Source organism: Streptomyces sp. CB02366 (assembly GCF_001905905.1).
Classification (GTDB): Bacteria; Actinomycetota; Actinomycetes; order Streptomycetales; family Streptomycetaceae; genus Streptomyces.
This window is the reverse complement of the sequence record NZ_LIVT01000003.1, coordinates 993,802-1,012,403: the sequence shown is the minus strand read 5'-3', so window position 1 is coordinate 1,012,403 and position 18,602 is coordinate 993,802. Positions and strand designations below refer to the sequence as shown.

Here is an 18,602-nt window from a genome sequence, read left to right as displayed (position 1 = left end):
CTGATCGTTTCGGGGTTCAGGATCTCGTCCCCTCATCCGCTACCGACCGCTGACCGGCGTGGAATGTCCGGGTAGCGCGTCCGGGATGCCGGACGGAGTGGCGCGTGTGACGCTGGCCTCATGGCTCCAGGACTGCCGGCCGCATGGTCGGCGAGGTGTGCGGTCTGTCTGCTGGCGGCGGCCGGAGCGGCCCTGGGACCGCTGGGCGGCTCCGGCCACGGCGCGCCGCCCCCGGACGGACCGCCCCCCACCGCGTCGGCCCCGGGGGCGTCGGGCCCTCCCGGGTCCGCCGTCCCCCCCGCCGCGGCGGCGCCCCGGCCCGCCCGGCCGGCCCCCGGCTCCCCCTCGGCGCTCCCCGCCGGTCCGCTCCCGCCCTCCGCCGTCCCGCTCGTCGGGACGCCCGAGGAGTGGCCCGTGCCGTCCTCCGCGGCGTCGAGCGGGCACGGCCCACGCGGGGACGACGCACCGGGAGCGACCCCCTCCCCCACCGCGTCCCCCCAGGTCTCCGGGTCGACCGCCCCGCTGGCCGGCCGCGAGGCCGGGGCCGGCAAGGCGCGTCCCGGACGCTCCCTCGCCCCGTGGGAACCGGCGGCGGCCCGGACACCGGACGGGGAAGACCCGTCCGACGGGACCGGCGAGACCGGCGAAAATCACATCGACCCCGTCGACCTGCCCGCCGCCACCCCGCCGCCCGACGCCTTCACCGACCCGGCGCAGCGGGCCGCCGCCCAGGCGCTGGACGCCGCCTCCCTGCGGCGGGTGCAGCAGGTCTCGCTCGGCATGGGCATCACCCTGGTCGGGCTGGGGATCGGCTTCCTCGCGTTCCGCATGCGCCGGGCGAACTGACCCCGCGCCCGCGCGCCCCGGCCCGTAACAGCTCCGTCACCGCGGCCGTCTCCATTTGCCAGGACGAACATACTCGGTATACATACTCAGTATGTCCATTCGCCACGGCCTTCTGGCCCTGCTGGAACGGGGCCCTCGCTACGGGGCCCAGCTCCGCACCGAGTTCGAGTCGCGCACCGGCTCCACCTGGCCCCTGAACGTCGGGCAGGTCTACACGACGCTCAGCCGGCTGGAACGCGACGGCATGGTCGTCCAGGACGGCGCTGACGCCGCCGGGCACGACCTCTACGCCATCACCGACGAGGGGCGGGCCGAGCTGCGCGCCTGGTTCGAGGCCCCCGTGGACCGCACCAGCCCACCCCGTGACGAACTGGCCATCAAGCTGGCCATGGCCGTGGGGGCCCCCGGGGTCGACATCCGCGAGGTCATCCAGTCCCAGCGCCACCACACGCTCAAGGCCATGCAGGACTACACCCGGCTCAAGGCCCAGGCCCTGGCCGACGTCCCGGCCGACCGCGACGAGGTCGCCTGGCTGCTCGTCGTGGAACAGCTGATCTTCCAGGCGGAGGCCGAGGCCCGCTGGCTCGACCACTGCGAGTCCCGGCTCGTCCGCCTCGCCGAGGCCGCCGCCACCGAGCCCTCGTCCGGCCCGGGCCCCGCCGCCACCCGCGGGCCGGCCCGGACCCTGGCCGGACGCGACCGCTCCCAGCGCTGACCCGACGGCGCCGGCCCGACGGCACCGGCCCGTACGGCCCCGGCGCCCCGGCCGGAGCCGTAGCCGTACCGGAGCCGTACGCCCGTACCCGGTTCCGGTACGCCCGTGCCGTCGCCGTACGACCGATCCGGGCGGCACCGCGGCGGACGAACGCGCACCGCGGCCGTCGAGCACCGCCGTCTCCGCCCACACCCGACCACGCCGTTCCCAGGGGGGACCTCCCACATGCCTTCGTCCGCCACACCGCCGCCCCCGCCGTCCTCCGGGACGCCCGGCGGCAGCCCCGTACTCGAACTGCGGGGGCTGACCCGTACCCATGGCTCCGGCGTCACGCGGGTGCACGCCCTGCGCGGCGTCCAGCTCTCCGTGCACCCGGGCGAACTGGTCGCCGTCATGGGCCCCTCCGGCTCCGGCAAGTCCACCCTGCTCACCCTGGCCGGCGGCCTCGACACCGCCACCGGCGGACAGGTGATCATCGAAGGCCAGGACATCGCCGCTCTCGGCCCCAAGGGCATGGCCGCCCTGCGCCGCCGCAGCGTCGGCTACGTCTTCCAGGACTACAACCTCATCCCCGCCCTGACCGCCGCCGAGAACATCGCCCTGCCCCGCGAACTCGACGGCGTCCCGGTGCGCAAGGCCCGCAAGGAGGCCCTCGCCGCCCTGGCCGAGATGAAGCTGGAGCAGATCGCCGACCGCTTCCCCGACGAGATGTCCGGCGGCCAGCAACAGCGCGTCGCCATCGCCCGCGCCCTCGTCGGGGACCGCCGCCTCGTGCTCGCCGACGAACCCACCGGAGCGCTCGACTCCGAGACCGGCGAGTCCGTCCTCGCCCTCCTGCGCACCCGCTGCGACCAGGGGGCGGCCGCCGTCATGGTGACCCACGAGCCCCGGTACGCGGCCTGGGCCGACCGGGTCGTCTTCCTCCGGGACGGCTCCATCGTCGACCAGACCCTGACCACCGGAGCGGACTCCCTGCTCTCCACCACCACCGAGGCCACCAGGTGAGCGTCTTCTCCGGCTGGCGTGCCGCCCTCCGCATAGCCCGGCGCGACGCCGCGCGGGCCAAGGGCCGCAGCGCCCTGGTCGTCGCGATGATCGCCCTCCCGGTCCTCGGCGTCACCGCCGCCGACCTCACCTACCGCAGCGCCCTGCCCACCAGGGCCGAGGAGCTGACGGCGGAACTGGGAGCGGCCGACGCCCGGTTCTCGTCCACGAGCCTGGGCCCGGTGCGGCTCCAGCAGATGCCCGACGGCATCAACTGGGGCACCCCCCAGGACGCCCCCGAACCGCCCCCCGAGGTCCAGGAGAAGCCGGTCGACGTGCCGGCCGCCTTCCCCGAGGGCTCCCACTACCTGACCGAGCGCAGCGTGCCCGCGTCGGTGACCACCCGGCACGGCATCGCCGACACCGAGATCAGCGAGCTGCGCCTCTTCGACCCGATGGTGCGCGGCCGGATCGAGCTGACCGACGGCGCCTACCCGCGCAAGCGGAACGAGATCGCCGCGACCACGGCCTTCGCCGACGCCTCCGGACTGTCCATCGGCGACACCGTCACCGTGCGCGGACCCGAGCAGACCTACACCCTCACCGGCACGGTCGAACTCCCCGCCGACCTGCGGGCGGATTCCCTCTACGCGCTCCCGGGCTCGGTCATCGCCCCCTGGCAGAAGACCGCCGACCGCGACAGGACGATCCTGCCGCCCCAGCCGAGCGACCCGAAGTGGCTGGTGAAGGGTCCGCCCGGGGCGGGAGTGACCTGGCAGGACATCCTCGCGGCCAATGAGATGGGCGTGGTGGTCAAGTCCCGCCAGGTCGCCCTGGACCCGCCGCCGGACTCCGAGGTCCCGATGGCCGGGACGAGCCTCGGGTACTCCACCGCCACGGAGACGACCGCGGCGGTTCTCACGGTGGCCGCCATGGCCGTCCTGGAGATCGTGCTGCTGGCCGGTCCGGCGTTCGCCGTGGGCGCGCGTCGTTCGCGCCGCCAGCTGGGTCTGGTCGGCTCGTGCGGCGGCAGCCGGAGCCAGGTCCGGGCCGTGGTGCTCGCGGGCGGCGCCGTGATCGGCGGCATCGGCGCGGTGGCCGGGGTCGGCGCCGGGTTCGGGCTGACCGCCCTGTTCCGCCCGATGATCGAGGACTACACGGGCAGCCGCTTCGGCGAACTGACCGTACGCCCCTGGGAGATCCTCGGCATCGCCGCGCTCGGCCTGGTCACCGGCGTCCTCGCCGCCCTGGCCCCGGCGATCGTCGCCGGCCGCCAGTCGGTCCTGGAATCGCTCACCGGACGGCGCGGCGCCCGCCGCGGCTCCCGCGTGCTGCCCGTCATCGGCCTCATCGCGCTCACGGCCGGCGTCGGCGTCGCCGTCTACGGCGGGGTGGCGGGCGACACCGCCTTCGTCGCCGGCGGTTCCGTCCTGGCCGAACTCGGCGTACTGGGCTGCATCCCCGTGATCGTCGGCTTCCTCGGGCGGCTCGGCCGGAGCCTTCCGCTGACGCCCCGGATCGCCCTGCGCGACGCGGCCCGCAACCGGGGCCGTACCGCTCCCGCCGTCGCCGCCGTGATGGCGGCCGTCGCGGGCAGCGTCGCCATCGCCACGTACACCAGCAGCAGCGCCGCCGAGCAGGCGTACGACTACGTGCCCAACATGACCCCGGGCACCCTCGCCCTGACGGCGACCGACCTCGGCGCGGACGCCGAACTGCCCCGCTCCCGCACGGCCGTCGAGCAGAACTACCCGGTCATCGGCAAGGCCGCCGACTTCGGCCGGGTCTGGGCCGGCAGCGACTGCTCGGTCCACCGCCGGGAGGAGGGCGACTGCGGGGAGCTCGAACTCGTCAAGCCCTCCGGCGAGGGCCACACCTGCCCGCTCAAGGGCGAGGGCGCCAAGGAGCTGGCCCTGCGGCTCTCGGCCGACGAGCACAAGCGGGTCATGAACTCCCCGGCCTGCATGGACGAGAACTACACGACGGTCGCGTTCGGCACCGCCGAGCACAAGATCGTCATCGGGGGCGCGGACGTCCTCGACACGTACGTGAAGCTCGACGACCCGGCGGCGGCGAAGGCCCTGGAGGCGGGGACGCCCGTCCTGCTGAACTCGGCGTACGCGAAGAACGGCGAGGTCACCCTCAAGGCCACCCACGCCTACAGCGACCAGGACGGGAAGAACCGGGCCCGGCGCCCCGGCGCGGCGCGCACCACCACGGACCGGCTGAAGGTGTACGTCGCCCCCGACCGGTACGCGGCGACCCCCGGCATCCGGATGGTCATGCCGCGGAAGACCGCCGAGCGCCTCGGACTGCACGTCGAGGACTACGGCAGCTTCTACACGCTGGGCCGCGAGGCCACGGACGCCGAGCGCCAGGCGGCCTACGCGGCACTCGCCCAGGCCGGGAACAAGGCGTACCTGATGGCCTCGGACGAGGAGTTCCGGACCGAGGACGACACGATCCTGCTGATCCTCGCCCTCTTCGCCGGAGTGGTGACCCTCGGCGCGGCGGCCATCACGACCGGGCTGTCCAAGGCCGACGCGGAGGCCGACCTCACCACGCTCAGCGCGGTGGGCGCGCCCCCGGGCCTGCGGCGGTCCCTGTCCGGCTTCCAGTGCCTGGTCGTCGCCCTGACCGGCGTCCTGCTGGGAACGGCGGCGGGCCTCGTGCCCGCGATCGCCCTGCGGCTCACCGACCTGCGCGCGGCGCTGGCGGAGATGCGGGCGGACCCGATGCAGTCGGCGTACACGCCGATCGTGATGCCGTGGGAGACCGTCGGGCTGCTGGCCCTGGCCGTCCCGGTGCTCGCCGGGCTGCTGGCCGCCGCGCTCACCGGCTCCCGGCAGAGACTGACGCGACGCGCGGGGTGACGCCCGGGGCGGGATACCCCCCTCCCGGTGGCCGGCCGAGGGATTCCGGTGCCCCCGAGAACGGTGGATCACCCGTTCTCGGGGGCACCACCCTTGTGTACGGCAGGTGTGCGAGACAATGGCGGCATGGAAATGCCGAGGAATGACCGGTCGCAGGAGCATCCGCAGGTCCTTGTCGTGGGCCAGGACGGAATGGCTGTCGGCGGCGGTGCCAGTGACGACGAGTCGCGCGAGGTCCCGGTGACGGAAATGGTGGAACAGCCCGCGAAGGTCATGCGCATCGGCAGCATGATCAAGCAACTGCTGGAGGAGGTCAGGGCGGCTCCTCTCGACGAGGCGAGCCGGGTCAGGCTCAAGGAGATCCACGCCGGTTCCGTGAAGGAGCTGGAGGACGGGCTGGCCCCGGAGCTGGTCGAGGAGCTGGAGCGGCTCTCCCTGCCGTTCACCGAGGATTCGGTGCCCTCCGAGGCGGAGCTGCGGATCGCCCAGGCCCAGCTCGTGGGGTGGCTGGAGGGCCTCTTCCACGGCATCCAGACGGCGTTGTTCGCCCAGCAGATGGCGGCCCGCGCCCAGCTGGAGCAGATGCGCCGCGCGCTGCCGCCGGGCTCGGCGCACGAGGGCGAGGAGGGCGGCGCGGACCCGCACGGCCCGCTCCGCTCGGGCCCCTACCTGTAACCCGCCCCCGTCCTGCCCGACACGTTCCCGGGCCCGGCGCACACGGTGGTGTGCGCCGGGCCCCCGTCGTCCGTGCCGCCCGCCGCCTCGACGGGTCAGGCCCCTGCCGACGGCGCGGCCAGCAGGACCTTGCCGATGTGCCCGCTGGACTCCAGCACCCGGTGCGCCTCGGCGGCGTCGGCCATCGGCAGCGTGCGGTCCACCACGGGCCGGACCACGCCGTCCTCGATCAACGGCCACACGTGCTCGCGTACGGCGGCGACGATGGCGGCCTTCTCCTGGAGCGGGCGGCCCCGCAGGGAGGTCGCGGTGACGGCGGCCCGCTTGGCCAGCAGGGCGCCGAGGTTCAGCTCGCCCTTGGCGCCGCCCTGGAGCCCGATGATCGCGAGGCGGCCGTTGACGGCGAGCGCCTGTACGTTCCGGTCCAGGTACTTGGCGCCGATGAGGTCCAGGATGACGTCGGCCCCGGCCCCGGCGGTGTTCTCCCGCATCTCCTCGACGAAGTCCTGCTCGCGGTAGTCGATGAGGATGTCCGCCCCCAGCTCGGCGCAGCGGGCGAGCTTCTCCGGGCTGCCCGCCGTGACCGCGACCCGGGCCCCGACCGCTTTGGCGAGCTGGATCGCCATCGTGCCGATACCGCTGGAACCGCCGTGGACCAGGAAGGTCTCGCCGGGTCGCAGGTGGGAGATCATGAAGACGTTCGACCACACGGTGCAGGCGACCTCGGGGAGCGCCGCGGCCTCGATCAGGTCGACGCCCTTCGGTACGGGGAGGAGCTGGCCCGCCGGCACGGCGACCTTCTCCGCGTAGCCGCCGCCGGACAGCAGCGCGCACACCTCGTCACCGACCGCCCAGCCGGTCACGTCGGGGCCGAGCGCGAGGACGCGGCCCGCGCACTCCAGGCCGGGGTAGGGGGACGCGCCGGGCGGTGGGTTGTAGAAGCCCTGGCGCTGAAGCACGTCCGCGCGGTTCACTGCGCTGGAGACGACCTCGACGAGGACCTCGCCGTCGCCGGGTACGGGATCGGGCGCCTCGGCCCATACGAGCGCCTCGGGGCCGCCGGGTTCGGGAATCGTGATCGCATACATGGCCGCGAGGCTACTCCGGCCCGGCGCGCACCCAGGAGTACCGCGTGTACTCAGGCGCGTGGCGTGCGCCCGGGCGCCCCGCGCGCGGTCGGCGGCGGGCGGGCCTGCGGCCGGGGCCCGGCGATCGCCCCGAGGGGCCGGCGTCCGCCGTTCCGGAGCCCCGGCGTCCGTACGTCCCCGGGCCCGCCGACGGGTCAGGGACGCGGCGGCATCGGGTTGTGGGACACGGAGGTGGAGCTGGGGCTCTTCCGCACGATGGTGATGACCCGGTCCGTGAGCTGCAACGGGCTCGCCGACGGATCGTCGTAACCGATCAGCCGGTGGCCGCGCAGGACGCTGACGACGAGGTCCTCCGTCTCCCGTACGTTCTTGCCCACCTCGGCCTTTATGACCGGCCGTTCCACCAGGTCGAGGCCGCTGCCCTGCTGGATCAGGTCCTCCATCACGGTGCCCGCGCTGGGGCTGAGGACGGAGAGGCCGAGCAGCCGCCCGGCAGCGCTGGCGCTGGTGATGACGGCGTCGGCGCCGGACTGCCGCAGGAGCGGCGCGTTCTCCTCCTCGCGCACCGCCGCCACGATCTTCGCCCCGCGGTTCAACTGCCGTGCGGTCAGGGCCACCAGGACGGCGGTGTCGTCGCGCTGCGTCGCGATGATGACCTGACGCGCTTTCTGGAGCTCGGCGCGGAGCAGGACGTCGCTGCGGGTGGCGTCGCCGAGCACGCCGGTGAACCCTTCGGCGTTGGCGGCCTCGATCACCTTGGAAGCCGGATCGACGATGACGATCTGGTCCTTCCGCAGGCCGGTGGAGCAGAGGGTCATGATCGCCGAGCGGCCCTTCGTGCCGAAGCCGACGACGACGGTGTGGTCACGCAAGTTGGATCTCCAACGCTTCAGCCGGAAGTCCTCGCGGGTCCGTTCCGTGAGGACTTCGAGGGTGGTGCCGACCAGGATGATGAGGAACAGCACGCGCAGCGGTGTCACGAGCACCACGTTGATCAGCCTGGCTCCGTCGCTGTACGGGGTGATGTCCCCGTACCCGGTGGTGGAGAGGGTGACCGTCGCGTAGTAAACCGCGTCGAGCAGGTCGACCGACCCGTCGGCGTTGTCGTTGTAACCGCCGCGGTCGAGCCAGACGATCAGCACGGTCGCGGCCAGCACGAGCAGGGCCATCAGCAGCCGTTTGGCGACCTGCCGGGCCGGGCCGACGCCCACTCGGCGGGGGAGCATCACCCGCGTCGGCACGACCAGTTCGTCCGCGCGCCTGGCCATCGCATCGTGGCCGGGAAGTTTCACGTGAAACACCCTTCCGTCCACGGCGTCGCCGGGGCCCATGGGAGATCCAGAATCTCCACCTCGGTGCCGGACCGTACCCCGCCCGGCTCCACGACGGCCAGCCCGTCCGCCGCGGCGATCCCCCGCAGCATCGCCGGGCCGTTGTAGCGCAGGGGCGCGACATGGTCCCGGCCGCCCGCCCGGCCCGCGCGATGGACGACGGGGACGAGGCGGGTGTCGTGCGGATGTCCGTGCACCTCGGCGTGGACGAGGGCACGGTACGCGTCCTGGGCGGAGCGGCCCGCGAGGCCCGCGAGCAACGGCTCCACGAGCGTCATCAGCCCCGATACGGCCGCGAGCGGATTCCCGGGCAGCCCGACCAGGTACGGCCCGTCCGGTGTTCCCGCACGCTGCCCCGCCGCTGCCCCACCGTGGTCCATGGCTGCTCCCCGCCGCGTCTTCGGCGGCCTCTCCGCGCGCTCGCCGGGCTGTCCCTGAGCGGGCAGCCGCGCCAGGAGCATGGGATGGCCGGGGCGCACCGCGACCCCGTCCACCAGCAGTTCGGCGCCGAGTCCGTCGAGGACGGGGTGGACATGGTCGACCGGGCCGGCCGCGGTACCGCCCGTGGTCACGATCAGGTCGGCGTCGGAGGCGGCGAGGACGTCGCGCAGCGCCCCGGCGTCGTCCCCGAGGCGGCGGGGGGCGGTGACCTCCGCGCCCAGGGCCCGCAGCCAGGGGCCGAGCATGGGCCCGAGGGCGTCCCGGATCAGCCCGTCGTGCGGCAACCCGGCGGTGAGCAGTTCGTCGCCGAGCACGAGGACGTCGACGCGGGGGCGGGGAACGGCGGGCAGCGCGTCATACCCCGCGGCGGCGGCGAGGCCCAGCACGGCCGGGGTCACCACCGTTCCCGCCGGGACGAGTTGTTCGCCCGTCCGGCACTCCTGGCCCCGCGGCCTGATGTCCTGCCCGGTGGCCACGGACCGCTCGGCGTACAGCAGCCCCTTGTCCTCGTCGGCGTACGCGTGCTCGCTGCGGACGACCGCCGTGGCCTCGGGCGGGATCCGGGCGCCGGTGGCGATGCGTACGGCGGAACCGTCGGGCAGCGCGGTGGCCGCGCTGCGGCCGGCGAGGATTCCGGCCCCGGCCTCGAACGCCCAGGGCCCGGGGCCTGCGACCGCCCACCCGTCCATGGCCGAGGTGTCGAAGGACGGCAGGTCGGTGAGTGCGCCGAGCGGTTCGGCCAGCACATGCCCCAGCGCACGGTCGAGCGGCAACCGGACCACCGCGAGAGGGCCGCCCCGCCCGGCCCTGGCCGCGACCGCCCGTGCCCGGCTCCATGACAGGGGCGGGGCGGGGTGCGCGGGGCGGGGCGGGGAGGCGGCGGCCCGTACGCGGTGGTCGGGCCGGGCGCCCGGCCCGCTCTCGGCCGGGGCCTTCGCGGAGTCCCCCGCGGCGGGACGACGGCTGCCGGAGGCGTCGGTGCCGCTGATGCGGCGGTTCGAGGCACTGCCGTTCGGGATGCCTCGGTGGGAGGCGTCGCCGACGCCCGGGGCGCCCGGAGTGCCGCTGCCCGAGGTTCCAGTACCCGGGTCGTCGCTGTTCGAGGGCCCTCTGTCCGGGTCGCCACTGTTCGAGGCGCCGCTCGGGCGGGCGCGGCTCGTGCCGCCGGGCGGGCCCTTGTGCGGATCCCGGACCGGACCGAGCGTCGAACCGCCGACCAGGGCGAGCGCCTGCTCGATGGCCACGTCCTCATCGGCGCGGGCGCGACCCCTCCCGGACGGCTCCTGCGGAGCGGAACCCGACGCGAAGAGGTCGTCCTCGCCGGGACCGGGTACGGGGCGGTCGGGGCCGGTCATGGCGTCCCGGTCCCCTCACGGCCCGTGTCGCCGGACCTCGCCCCACCCGCGGAGTCGCCTGCCGGTCCGTTCCCGGCGGGCCCCGTCCCCGCTCCCTCGTTCGCCTCCGCCTCCCAGCGCAGGGCGAGGGCGGCGGCCTTCCGGGCGGCCTCCGCGACCGCTGCGGCGGCCTCGTCGGGCCCGTGCCCGGCGCTCGCCCTGGCCGCCGCGTACCCGACCAGGAAGGTCGTGAGCGGGGCGGCGGGCCGGGCGACTCCGTGAGCGGCGTCGCGGGCGAGGTCGAGCAGGACACCGGTGTTGACGTCGAGTTCGATGCCCAGTTCGTTCTTGACCGAGGTGATCCATTCGTCCAGCACGGCCCCATGCTCCCTGATCCGGGCTCTGGCGGCGGCGATGTCCTCCCAAGTGTCGCAGTCGAACGCGGCGTCGGGGCCGGCATCGACGCGGGCGAGGTCCAGTTCCGCCGTCAGGAGACGCAGCGGCAGCCCGGCGAGACCTCCGTGCTCGGTGGCGATCAGGGCCAGCTCCCGGCGGAGCGGCTCGGCACGGTAGACGGCCACCAGCGGCTGGTCCCGCCCGTCAGGGCCGGTGCACAGAGCCCCTTCCCTGCCCGGCTCACCGGCGGCGGCGAGCAGCGCGTCGACCGCCCCCCGGCCGAGGAACGGCAGGTCGGCGGAGAGGACGAGGACGCGCTCCGCCGTCGTCAGCCGCAGCCCCGCCCCGAGCGCCGCCAACGGGCCGCCGCCCTCCGGCACTTCACGGGTCCAGGTCACCGGCCTGACGGTGGCGCGACGACCGCCCACCACCACGGAGACGGCCGCGTCGGCGCAGGCGCCGAGGACCCGGTCGAGCAGCGCCCGGCCGCCCACCCGGACCCCGGGCTTGTCGGCGCCGCCGAGCCGCTTCGCGGCCCCGCCGGCAAGGACGATCACGTCGTAGGCGGTCATACGTCGAGTATGGGCGGCACACCGGAGCGCCATCCCCGCCGGGGTGGTCGAAAGGTGAACTCCGGCCGGGGCCGGGGCGGAGAGGCCCCGGCCCCGCGGCCACCGGTCCATGGCAGCGCACCGCCCGACCGGCCCCGACCGCTTGACCGACCGTCCGACCGACCGCTCGCCCGACCTCCCGACCGGCCGCTCGCCCGACCTCCCGACCGGCCGCCCGCCCGTCCGCCGAACGACCCGCAGACCTCGGGCCCGTGGACCCAGGCCCCTCGGATGCGGGCCCGGCGGCCGCGGGTCCATCGGCTACAGGGTGCGCAGAAGCACCGCCGGCTGTTCGACGCAGTCCGCCACGTACCGGAGGAAGCCGCCCGCCGTGCCGCCGTCGCACACCCGGTGGTCGAAGGTGAGGGACAGTTGGACGACCTGACGTATCGCCAGCTCCCCCCGGTACACCCAGGGCTTGGGCATGATCCGGCCGACGCCGAGCATCGCCGCCTCCGGATGGTTGATGATCGGCGTCGAGCCGTCGACCCCGAACACCCCGTAGTTGTTCAGCGTGAACGTGCCCCCGGTGAGCTGGGCCGGACTGAGCTTCCCGGCCCGCGCCACCTCGGTCAGCCGGGCGATCTCCGCCCCGATCGACTCGGCGTTGCGGGTGTGCGCGTCCCGGACGACCGGGACGACGAGGCCCCGCTCGGTCTGGGCCGCGAAGCCGAGATGCACCCCGGGCAGCCGGACGATCTCACGGGCTTCCGTGTCCACGGTGGAGTTGAGCTCGGGGAACCTGGCCAGTGCCGCTGTGCAGATCCTCGCCAGCAGGGCCAGGACCGACACCTTCGGCCCGGCGGACGGGCCGGTGGCGGCGTTCATCGCGGCCCTGACCGCCATCAGTTCGGTGGCGTCGGCGTCGACCCAGCAGGTGGCGTCCGGAATCTCGGTACGGCTGCGCGACAGCTTGTCCGCGACCGCTCCCCGCACTCCGCGCAGCGGAATCCGCTCGGCGGCCGGCTCGCCCGCGCCCACCGCCGTCCGCTCCGGGACGGGCGTGGCCGGGGGCCCGGCCGCCGTACGACTCCCCGCATCCGCCGCCCCGGCCATCCGGATCGCGGCGTCGACGTCGGCCCGAAGGATCAGTCCGTCCGGGCCCGACCCCGTCACCTGCCGCAGTTCGATCCCGTGCTCCCGGGCCAGACGCCGTACGAGCGGCGAGACCACGGCTACGGGCCCCTGCCGGCCGTCCACCCCGTCTGCGACGGCAGAGGGGGGGACCGGACCGGCGCCAGGAACGGCGGCAGCGGGCATCACGGCGGACGCAGGGGCAGACGCAGGGGCGGATGCGGCGACGACGGACCGCTCCGGGACGACGGTCCGCTCCGGCCGGATACGCCGACGCCTGGCGGCCGGGGCCCCGGTCCCGTACCCCACGAGCACATTCCCGGAACCGGAACCGGAACCAGAACCGGCCCCGGAACCCTGCCCGGCGGCAGGGCTGTCCGCAGCGGACCCGCCCTCCGCCGGCGCGCCCCGGGAACCGGCCGGGGGAGCGGAGGAACCGGGGGGAGCAGAGGACTCCGTCGCCCCCACCGCCACCGTCAGCAGCGGTGCGCCGACCGGGAGTTCCGAGCCCTCCTCGCCGAACCGCGCCGTTACCACGCCCCCGTAGGGGCAGGGCACCTCCACCATGGCCTTGGCCGTCTCGACCTCGACGACGGGCTGGTCGATGGCGACGACGTCGCCCACCTCCACCAGCCAGCGGACGATCTCCGCCTCGGTCAGCCCCTCACCGAGGTCCGGCAGTCTGAACTCGAGCACCTGGGCCATCAGCTGTCCGCCTCCCACTGCAACCGCGCCACCGCGTCGAGCACCCGGTCCACTCCCGGCAGATGGTGCCGCTCCAGCATGGGCGGCGGGTACGGGATGTCGAACCCGGCCACCCGCAGCACCGGCGCCTCCAGATGGTGGAAGCACCGCTCCGTGATCCGGGCCGCGATCTCGCCGCCCGGCCCGCCGAACCCCGGGGACTCGTGGACGACGACCGCGCGCCCGGTGCGCCGCACCGACGCGGCCACCGTCTCGTCGTCGAACGGAACCAGGGAGCGCAGATCCACCACTTCCAGGTCCCACCCCTCGGCGACCGCCGCCTCGGCGGCCTCCATACAGACCGGCAGAGAAGGCCCGTACGTGATCAGAGTGGCGCTGCGCCCGGAGCGCCGCACCACGGCCGTGCCGATCGGCTCGACCGCCGCGGGGGCCTGGGGCGACCAGTCGGCCTTGGACCAGTAGAGCCGCTTGGGCTCCAGGAAGACCACCGGGTCGTCCGAGGCGATCGACGCCCGCAGCAGCCCGTACGCGTCCTCGACCGTGGCCGGGGTGACGACGTGCAGGCCGGGGGTGGCCATGTAGTACGCCTCGGAGGAGTCGCTGTGGTGCTCGACCCCGCCGATCCCGCCGCCGTACGGCACCCGCACGGTGATGGGCAGGGGCATGGCCCCTCCGGTGCGGTTGCGCATCTTGGCGACATGGCTCATCAGCTGCTCGAACGCCGGGTAGGCGAACGCGTCGAACTGCATCTCCACCACGGGCCGCAGCCCGTACATCGCCATGCCGACCGCCGCGCCGAGGATGCCCGCCTCGGCCAGCGGGGTGTCGGTGCAGCGGTCGTCGCCGAACTCCTTCGCCAGCCCGTCCGTGATCCGGAAGACCCCTCCGAGCGTGCCCACGTCCTCGCCGAGCACGTGGACGGCGGGGTCCTCGGCCATGGAATCGCGCAGCGCGCGCCCGAGGGCCTGCGCCATCGTGGCCGGTTTCGCCTTCGTCGTACGACCGCCGGCCGTCGCTGCCGCGGTGGTCATCGTCCCGCCTCCGTGCCGTGCTCGTCGTGGTCCTGCTCGGCGTCCAGCTCGGCGCGCAGCGCGGCGGCCTGTTCCCGCAGCTGGCTGGTCTGCTCGGCGTAGACATGGGTGAACAGGTCCATCGGCGCCAGCTCCGGATCGGCGTTCATCCGGTCGCGCAGGGCGGCGGCCATGCGTTCGGCGGCCTCCTTCGCCCGCTCGACGCCCGCCCCGTCCAGCAGCCCGCGCTCCAGCAGCTCGCGCTCCAGCAGCAGCACCGGGTCGTGGGCCCGCCACGCCTCGACCTCGCTGTCGCCCCGGTAGCGGGTGGCGTCGTCGGCGTTGGTGTGGGCGTCCATGCGGTAGGTGACCGCCTCGACCAGCGTCGGGCCGTCGCCGCGCCGGGCCCGCGCCACGGCCTCGCTCAGCACCTGGTGCACGGCGGCCGCGTCGTTGCCGTCGACGAGGCGGCCCGGCATCCCGTACCCGACGGCCTTGTGGGCCAGGGAGGGGGCGGCGGTCTGCTTGGCCAGCGGCACGGAGATCGCGAAGCCGTTGTTCTGGACGAGGAAGACGACCGGGGCCTTCCAGACGGCCGCGAAGTTCAGCGCCTCGTGGAAATCGCCCTCGCTGGTGCCGCCGTCCCCGACCATGGCGAGCGCCACCACGTCGTCGCCCTTGAGCCGGGCCGCGTGCGCCAGCCCCACGGCGTGCGGGAGCTGGGTGGCGAGCGGGGTGCACAGAGGGGCGATGCGGTGCTCACGCGGGTCGTAACCGGTGTGCCGGTCACCGCGCAGCAGGGTCAGCGCCTCCACCGGATCCAGGCCGCGCGCTACGGCCGCCAGCGTGTCGCGGTAGCTCGGGAAGAGCCAGTCGCGCTCCTCCAGCACCAGGGCGGCGGCGATCTCGCACGCCTCCTGGCCGGTGCTCGACGGGTAGACCGCCAGGCGGCCCTGTTTCGTCAGCGCGGTGGCCTGCGCGTTGTAGCGGCGCCCGCGCACCAGCTCGGCGTGGAGCCGGAGCAGCAACTCGGGATCGGCGTCGGCGACCGCGTCCGTACCGAGCACCCGGTAGGGCTCCGGGTCCGGGAGCAGCGGTGCGGGGTCGGTGAGCGGCTTCCAGGCCGGGGGCGGCATGGGCCGGTGGGTGGCCGCGCCGGGCAGCTCTTGGACCGTCATGGAAAGCACCTCCTGGCATCGAGGGGGACCGAGGGTGTCGGTCGGGGCGTCGATGGGTGTCGAGCAGGGCGTCGGCGGGTGTCGACCGGGAGCGGGACGTCGAAGGGCGGAACGGGGCATCGACGAGCGGGCGGGGCACGGGTGTGGTGTGCCTCACCTACCGATTGTTCGGTCGCGGGGTCATTTTGGCTACAGCTGCCGCCAGCCTGTGGACAAACGGTTCTCCACAGCCTGGGATGGATACAGGTCGTCCACGACAGGGAGGCGCGGGCCGATGGCAGCTGAACAAATGGCCGACCCGGGCGATGAGCCGGACCGGGCGGCCGAGCCGGCCCCGATTCCACCCGCGCGTCCACTGGACGCCGTCGACCGCGACATCCTGCGCATCCTCCGGACGGACGGCCGCGCCTCGATACGGTCCGTGGCCGAACGGGTCCACGTATCGCGCGCCAACGCCTACGCCCGGATCAACCGGCTCGTCGAGGACGGGGTGATCCGCGGCTTCGGCGCGCGGGTCGACCACGAGCGGGCGGGCCAAGGGGCGTCCGCGTACATCACGCTCAAGATCGTGCAGAACTCCTGGCGCACGGTGCGCGAACAGCTCCAGGCCCTGCCCGGGGCCACGCACATCGCCCTGGTCAGCGGCGACTTCGACGTACTGCTGCTGGTGCACACACCGGACAACCGCGCGCTGCGCGAGCTGGTCCTCACCCGGATCCAGTCGATCCCCGAAGTGCTCTCGACGCGCACGCTCCTGGTGTTCGAGGAGACGGACCTCGGCCCGCTCCCGGACCGCCCGGCCGAACTCGCCTGACCGCCCGGCGCCCCCGGCCCGCGGGTTCGGTTCGCCGTGGGCCCGGACCACCGCGGGCCCGGCTCGCCGCGGGCCCGTCCGCCGCCCCGGGACGGCCGCTCAGCGGCCGTTCGCGCGCATCCCCTCGAAGGCGAGCCGGACGATCGTGTCCGCGAGCTGCTCCTCCCCGGGGAAACCGCCCGGCTGCGGCCGGTACCACTCGACCAGCGAGTTCACCATGCCGAACAGCAGCCGGGTGGCCAGCCGTATGTCCACGTCCGCCCGGAGATCGCCCTCGGCCACCGCGGCCTGGAGCAGCTCCGCGACCCGCTGGTCGAACTCGCGGCGGCGCTCCAGCGCCCAGCGCTCCGTCTTCGTGTTGCCGCGCACGCGCAGCAGCAGGGTGACGTAGGGGACTTCGGCCGTCAGCACGTCGACCGTCCGGCGCGTGACGTACTCGACCCGCTCGATCGCGCGCCCGCGCTGCGCCCCCGGCTCGTCGAGGATGTCGAAGAGCCCGTCGAGCGCCCGGCTCACGGCCCGGCGCAGCAGCTCCTCCTTACCCGCCACGTGGTGGTAGATGGAGGATTTCGAGATGCCCGCCGCCCGGGACAGGTGCTCCATGGACGTGCCGTCGTAACCGCGCTCGTTGAAGACGCGGACGGCGACGGTGAGCAGGGTCTCCGGTGTGTACGCGTCCCGCTTGGCCGTGGTCATGTCCGCGATCCTCCCCCATGAGTCGTCCACAGGTTTCCTGGGGCCCCTTGTCCCGACCGATCGTTCGGTTACTCTAACTCCATCCGTACCTCCCCGCCCGGCTCGATGAGGAGTTGGTCCGCCATGGCCGCCGCGCTCACCCCCCAGCAGCTGTCCGAGACCCACCGGCCCACGCTCGACCAGGCCCTCGACGCGATCAGCACCCGTGCGTACTGGTCACCGCACCCCGAGCACCCGAAGGCGTACGGGGAGGGCGGCGCCCCGGGCAGCCTCGGAGCGGCCGAGGGCAGGGCCGCCTTCGACGCGCTGCTGGGCTCCCGGTTCGACCTGGGGCAGCCCGGCACCGACGGCTGGGTCGGCGGGGAGGTCTCGCCCTACGGGCCGGAGCTGGGCGTCGAGTATCCGCACGCCGATCCGGACGTCCTGCTTCCGGCGATGAAGGCCGGCATGGGCGCGTGGCGGGCGGTGGGACCGGAGGCCCGGGCCCTGGTCTGCCTGGAGATCCTGTCGCGGATCAGCGCCCGCACCCACGAGCTGGCCCACGCGGTGATGCACACGAGCGGCCAGGCGTTCATGATGGCGCTCCAGGCGGGTGGACCGCACGCGCAGGACCGGGGCCTGGAGGCCGTGGCGTACGCCTACCGGGAGCAGGTCCGCACCCCGGAGACCGCCGACTGGTCCAAGCCCCAGGGCAAGCGCGACCCGCTGAAGCTGCACAAGTCGTTCACCGCCTCCGGCCGGGGCGTCGCGCTGGTCATCGGCTGCAACACCTTCCCCACCTGGAACGGCTACCCGGGCCTGTTCGCCTCCCTCGCCACGGGCAACCCGGTGCTGGTCAAGCCGCACCCGCGCGCCGTTCTCCCGCTGGCCCTCACCGTGTCCATCGCCCGCGAGGTGCTGGGCGAGACGGGCTTCGACCCGAACCTGGTGGCGCTGGCAGCCGAGCGCCCCGGCGAGGGCGTCGCCAAGGCCCTGGCGCTCCGCCCCGAGATCCGGATCATCGACTACACCGGTTCGACCTCCTTCGGCGACTGGCTGGAGGAGAACGCCCGCCAGGCCCAGGTCTACACGGAGAAGGCCGGCGTCAACACGATCGTCGTCGACTCCACCGACGACTACCGGGGCATGCTCGCCAACATCGCGTTCTCCCTGTCGCTGTACAGCGGCCAGATGTGCACCACCCCGCAGAACCTGCTGATCCCCCGGGACGGCATCGCCACCGACGACGGAGCCAAGTCCTACGACGACGTGGTCGCCGACATCGCGGCCGCCGTCACCGGACTGCTCGGCGACGACGCCCGCGCCTCCGCCCTGCTCGGCGCGCTGGTCAACCCGGAGGTGCGGGCCCGGGTCGAGACGGCCGGCGAGCTGGGCGAGGTGGCCCTGCCCTCGCGCACGGTCGCCAACGCCGAGTTCCCCGACGCCGTCGTCCGCACGCCGGTGATCGTGAAGCTCGACGGCGCCAAGACCGATGACGACGCCGCCCCCTACCTCTCCGAGTGCTTCGGCCCGGTGTCCTTCGCCGTCGCCGTCGAGTCGACGTCCGCCGCCCTGGACCTGCTCCGCCGCACGATCCGCGAGAAGGGGGCGATGACGGTCGGCGCCTACACCACGTCCCCCGAGGTGGAGCGCGCGATCGAGGACGTCTGCCTGGACGAGTCCGCCCAGCTCTCGCTGAACCTGACCGGCGGGGTCTACGTCAACCAGACCGCGGCCTTCTCCGACTTCCACGGCTCCGGGGGCAACCCCGCCGCCAACGCGGCCCTGTGCGACGCGGCCTTCGTCGCCAACCGCTTCCGTGTGGTCGAGGTGCGCCGCCAGGCGTAGTCGG

At 74.3% G+C, this 18,602-nt stretch carries 15 protein-coding genes; 7 read left to right on the top strand and 8 right to left on the bottom strand.

Annotated features, from left to right (window positions below):
* Positions 1-120 precede the first annotated feature (120 nt).
* The 5 genes from AMK24_RS13155 (at position 121) to AMK24_RS13135 (ending at position 6,093) form a co-directional block, all read left to right on the top strand.
* Positions 121-846 (top strand): hypothetical protein, encoded by a 726-nt coding sequence (locus AMK24_RS13155; protein ID WP_073768306.1) that lies wholly within the window; start codon positions 121-123, stop codon positions 844-846.
* 91 nt (positions 847-937) lie between these two features.
* A complete protein-coding gene (locus AMK24_RS13150) occupies positions 938-1,561 on the top strand; it encodes a PadR family transcriptional regulator (protein ID WP_073768304.1) in 624 nt (207 codons plus the stop codon).
* Positions 1,562-1,786: 225 nt separating this feature from the next.
* Positions 1,787-2,566: an ABC transporter ATP-binding protein gene (locus tag AMK24_RS13145; protein ID WP_073768302.1), complete on the top strand. Its 780-nt coding sequence runs from the start codon at positions 1,787-1,789 to the stop codon at positions 2,564-2,566.
* Positions 2,563-5,418, top strand: a complete 2,856-nt coding sequence (locus tag AMK24_RS13140) for an FtsX-like permease family protein (RefSeq protein WP_073768300.1) — start codon at positions 2,563-2,565, stop codon at positions 5,416-5,418. The genes AMK24_RS13145 and AMK24_RS13140 overlap by 4 nt, the downstream gene beginning before the upstream one ends.
* Before the next feature lie 126 nt (positions 5,419-5,544).
* Positions 5,545-6,093, top strand: a complete 549-nt coding sequence (locus AMK24_RS13135; protein WP_030847558.1) for a bacterial proteasome activator family protein — start codon at positions 5,545-5,547, stop codon at positions 6,091-6,093.
* Positions 6,094-6,188: 95 nt separating this feature from the next.
* On the opposite strand, the gene AMK24_RS13130 is transcribed toward AMK24_RS13135, so the two are convergent.
* From AMK24_RS13130 to pdhA, 7 genes are all read right to left on the bottom strand, one after another.
* Positions 6,189-7,181 carry an NAD(P)H-quinone oxidoreductase gene (locus AMK24_RS13130; protein ID WP_073768298.1) on the bottom strand — a complete coding sequence of 331 codons (993 nt, stop codon included), beginning with the start codon at positions 7,179-7,181 and terminating at the stop codon, positions 6,189-6,191.
* A gap of 194 nt (positions 7,182-7,375) precedes the next feature.
* A complete protein-coding gene (locus AMK24_RS13125; RefSeq protein ID WP_073768295.1) occupies positions 7,376-8,512 on the bottom strand; it encodes a potassium channel family protein in 1,137 nt (378 codons plus the stop codon).
* Entirely contained in the window at positions 8,470-10,308 is a 1,839-nt protein-coding gene (locus tag AMK24_RS13120) for a molybdopterin molybdotransferase MoeA (protein WP_242435138.1), read from the bottom strand. The genes AMK24_RS13125 and AMK24_RS13120 overlap by 43 nt, the downstream gene beginning before the upstream one ends.
* Complete coding sequence (locus tag AMK24_RS13115) at positions 10,305-11,255, bottom strand: DUF6457 domain-containing protein (RefSeq protein WP_073768293.1); 951 nt, start codon at positions 11,253-11,255, stop codon at positions 10,305-10,307. Before AMK24_RS13115 ends, AMK24_RS13120 begins: the two co-directional genes overlap by 4 nt.
* 300 nt (positions 11,256-11,555) lie before the next feature.
* The gene (locus AMK24_RS13110) at positions 11,556-13,073 is read right to left on the bottom strand and encodes a dihydrolipoamide acetyltransferase family protein (protein ID WP_073768291.1); all 1,518 of its coding nucleotides are present in this window, start codon (positions 13,071-13,073) and stop codon (positions 11,556-11,558) included.
* Positions 13,073-14,104: an alpha-ketoacid dehydrogenase subunit beta gene (locus AMK24_RS13105; RefSeq protein ID WP_073768289.1), complete on the bottom strand. Its 1,032-nt coding sequence runs from the start codon at positions 14,102-14,104 to the stop codon at positions 13,073-13,075. Before AMK24_RS13105 ends, AMK24_RS13110 begins: the two co-directional genes overlap by 1 nt.
* Positions 14,101-15,261, bottom strand: a complete 1,161-nt coding sequence (pdhA, locus tag AMK24_RS13100) for a pyruvate dehydrogenase (acetyl-transferring) E1 component subunit alpha (protein WP_073768286.1) — start codon at positions 15,259-15,261, stop codon at positions 14,101-14,103. Before pdhA ends, AMK24_RS13105 begins: the two co-directional genes overlap by 4 nt.
* A gap of 274 nt (positions 15,262-15,535) precedes the next feature.
* Between pdhA and AMK24_RS13095 the strand changes: the two genes are divergently transcribed.
* On the top strand, positions 15,536-16,075 hold the full coding sequence (locus AMK24_RS13095) for an Lrp/AsnC family transcriptional regulator (RefSeq protein ID WP_073768284.1): 540 nt from the start codon (positions 15,536-15,538) through the stop codon (positions 16,073-16,075).
* 99 nt (positions 16,076-16,174) lie between these two features.
* On the opposite strand, the gene AMK24_RS13090 is transcribed toward AMK24_RS13095, so the two are convergent.
* Positions 16,175-16,771 carry a TetR/AcrR family transcriptional regulator gene (locus AMK24_RS13090; protein WP_073768282.1) on the bottom strand — a complete coding sequence of 199 codons (597 nt, stop codon included), beginning with the start codon at positions 16,769-16,771 and terminating at the stop codon, positions 16,175-16,177.
* A gap of 123 nt (positions 16,772-16,894) precedes the next feature.
* Here AMK24_RS13090 and paaN point away from each other — a divergent pair, with 123 nt between their 5' ends.
* Complete coding sequence (gene paaN, locus AMK24_RS13085; protein ID WP_073768280.1) at positions 16,895-18,598, top strand: phenylacetic acid degradation protein PaaN; 1,704 nt, start codon at positions 16,895-16,897, stop codon at positions 18,596-18,598.
* The last annotated feature ends 4 nt before the right edge of the window (positions 18,599-18,602 follow it).

What these genes read in the sequence shown, in the direction of transcription:
- AMK24_RS13155 (WP_073768306.1), top strand. Translation starts at nt 121, where the DNA reads ATGGCTCCAGGACTGCCGGCCGCATGGTCGGCGAGGTGTGCGGTCTGT.
- AMK24_RS13150 (WP_073768304.1), top strand. Translation starts at nt 938, where the DNA reads ATGTCCATTCGCCACGGCCTTCTGGCCCTGCTGGAACGGGGCCCTCGC.
- AMK24_RS13145 (WP_073768302.1), top strand. Translation starts at nt 1,787, where the DNA reads ATGCCTTCGTCCGCCACACCGCCGCCCCCGCCGTCCTCCGGGACGCCC.
- AMK24_RS13135 (WP_030847558.1), top strand. Translation starts at nt 5,545, where the DNA reads ATGGAAATGCCGAGGAATGACCGGTCGCAGGAGCATCCGCAGGTCCTT.
- AMK24_RS13130 (WP_073768298.1), bottom strand. Translation starts at nt 7,181, where the DNA reads ATGTATGCGATCACGATTCCCGAACCCGGCGGCCCCGAGGCGCTCGTA.
- AMK24_RS13125 (WP_073768295.1), bottom strand. Translation starts at nt 8,512, where the DNA reads ATGGGCCCCGGCGACGCCGTGGACGGAAGGGTGTTTCACGTGAAACTT.
- AMK24_RS13120 (WP_242435138.1), bottom strand. Translation starts at nt 10,308, where the DNA reads ATGACCGGCCCCGACCGCCCCGTACCCGGTCCCGGCGAGGACGACCTC.
- AMK24_RS13115 (WP_073768293.1), bottom strand. Translation starts at nt 11,255, where the DNA reads ATGACCGCCTACGACGTGATCGTCCTTGCCGGCGGGGCCGCGAAGCGG.
- AMK24_RS13110 (WP_073768291.1), bottom strand. Translation starts at nt 13,073, where the DNA reads ATGGCCCAGGTGCTCGAGTTCAGACTGCCGGACCTCGGTGAGGGGCTG.
- AMK24_RS13105 (WP_073768289.1), bottom strand. Translation starts at nt 14,104, where the DNA reads ATGACCACCGCGGCAGCGACGGCCGGCGGTCGTACGACGAAGGCGAAA.
- pdhA (WP_073768286.1), bottom strand. Translation starts at nt 15,261, where the DNA reads ATGACGGTCCAAGAGCTGCCCGGCGCGGCCACCCACCGGCCCATGCCG.
- AMK24_RS13095 (WP_073768284.1), top strand. Translation starts at nt 15,536, where the DNA reads ATGGCAGCTGAACAAATGGCCGACCCGGGCGATGAGCCGGACCGGGCG.
- AMK24_RS13090 (WP_073768282.1), bottom strand. Translation starts at nt 16,771, where the DNA reads ATGACCACGGCCAAGCGGGACGCGTACACACCGGAGACCCTGCTCACC.
- paaN (WP_073768280.1), top strand. Translation starts at nt 16,895, where the DNA reads ATGGCCGCCGCGCTCACCCCCCAGCAGCTGTCCGAGACCCACCGGCCC.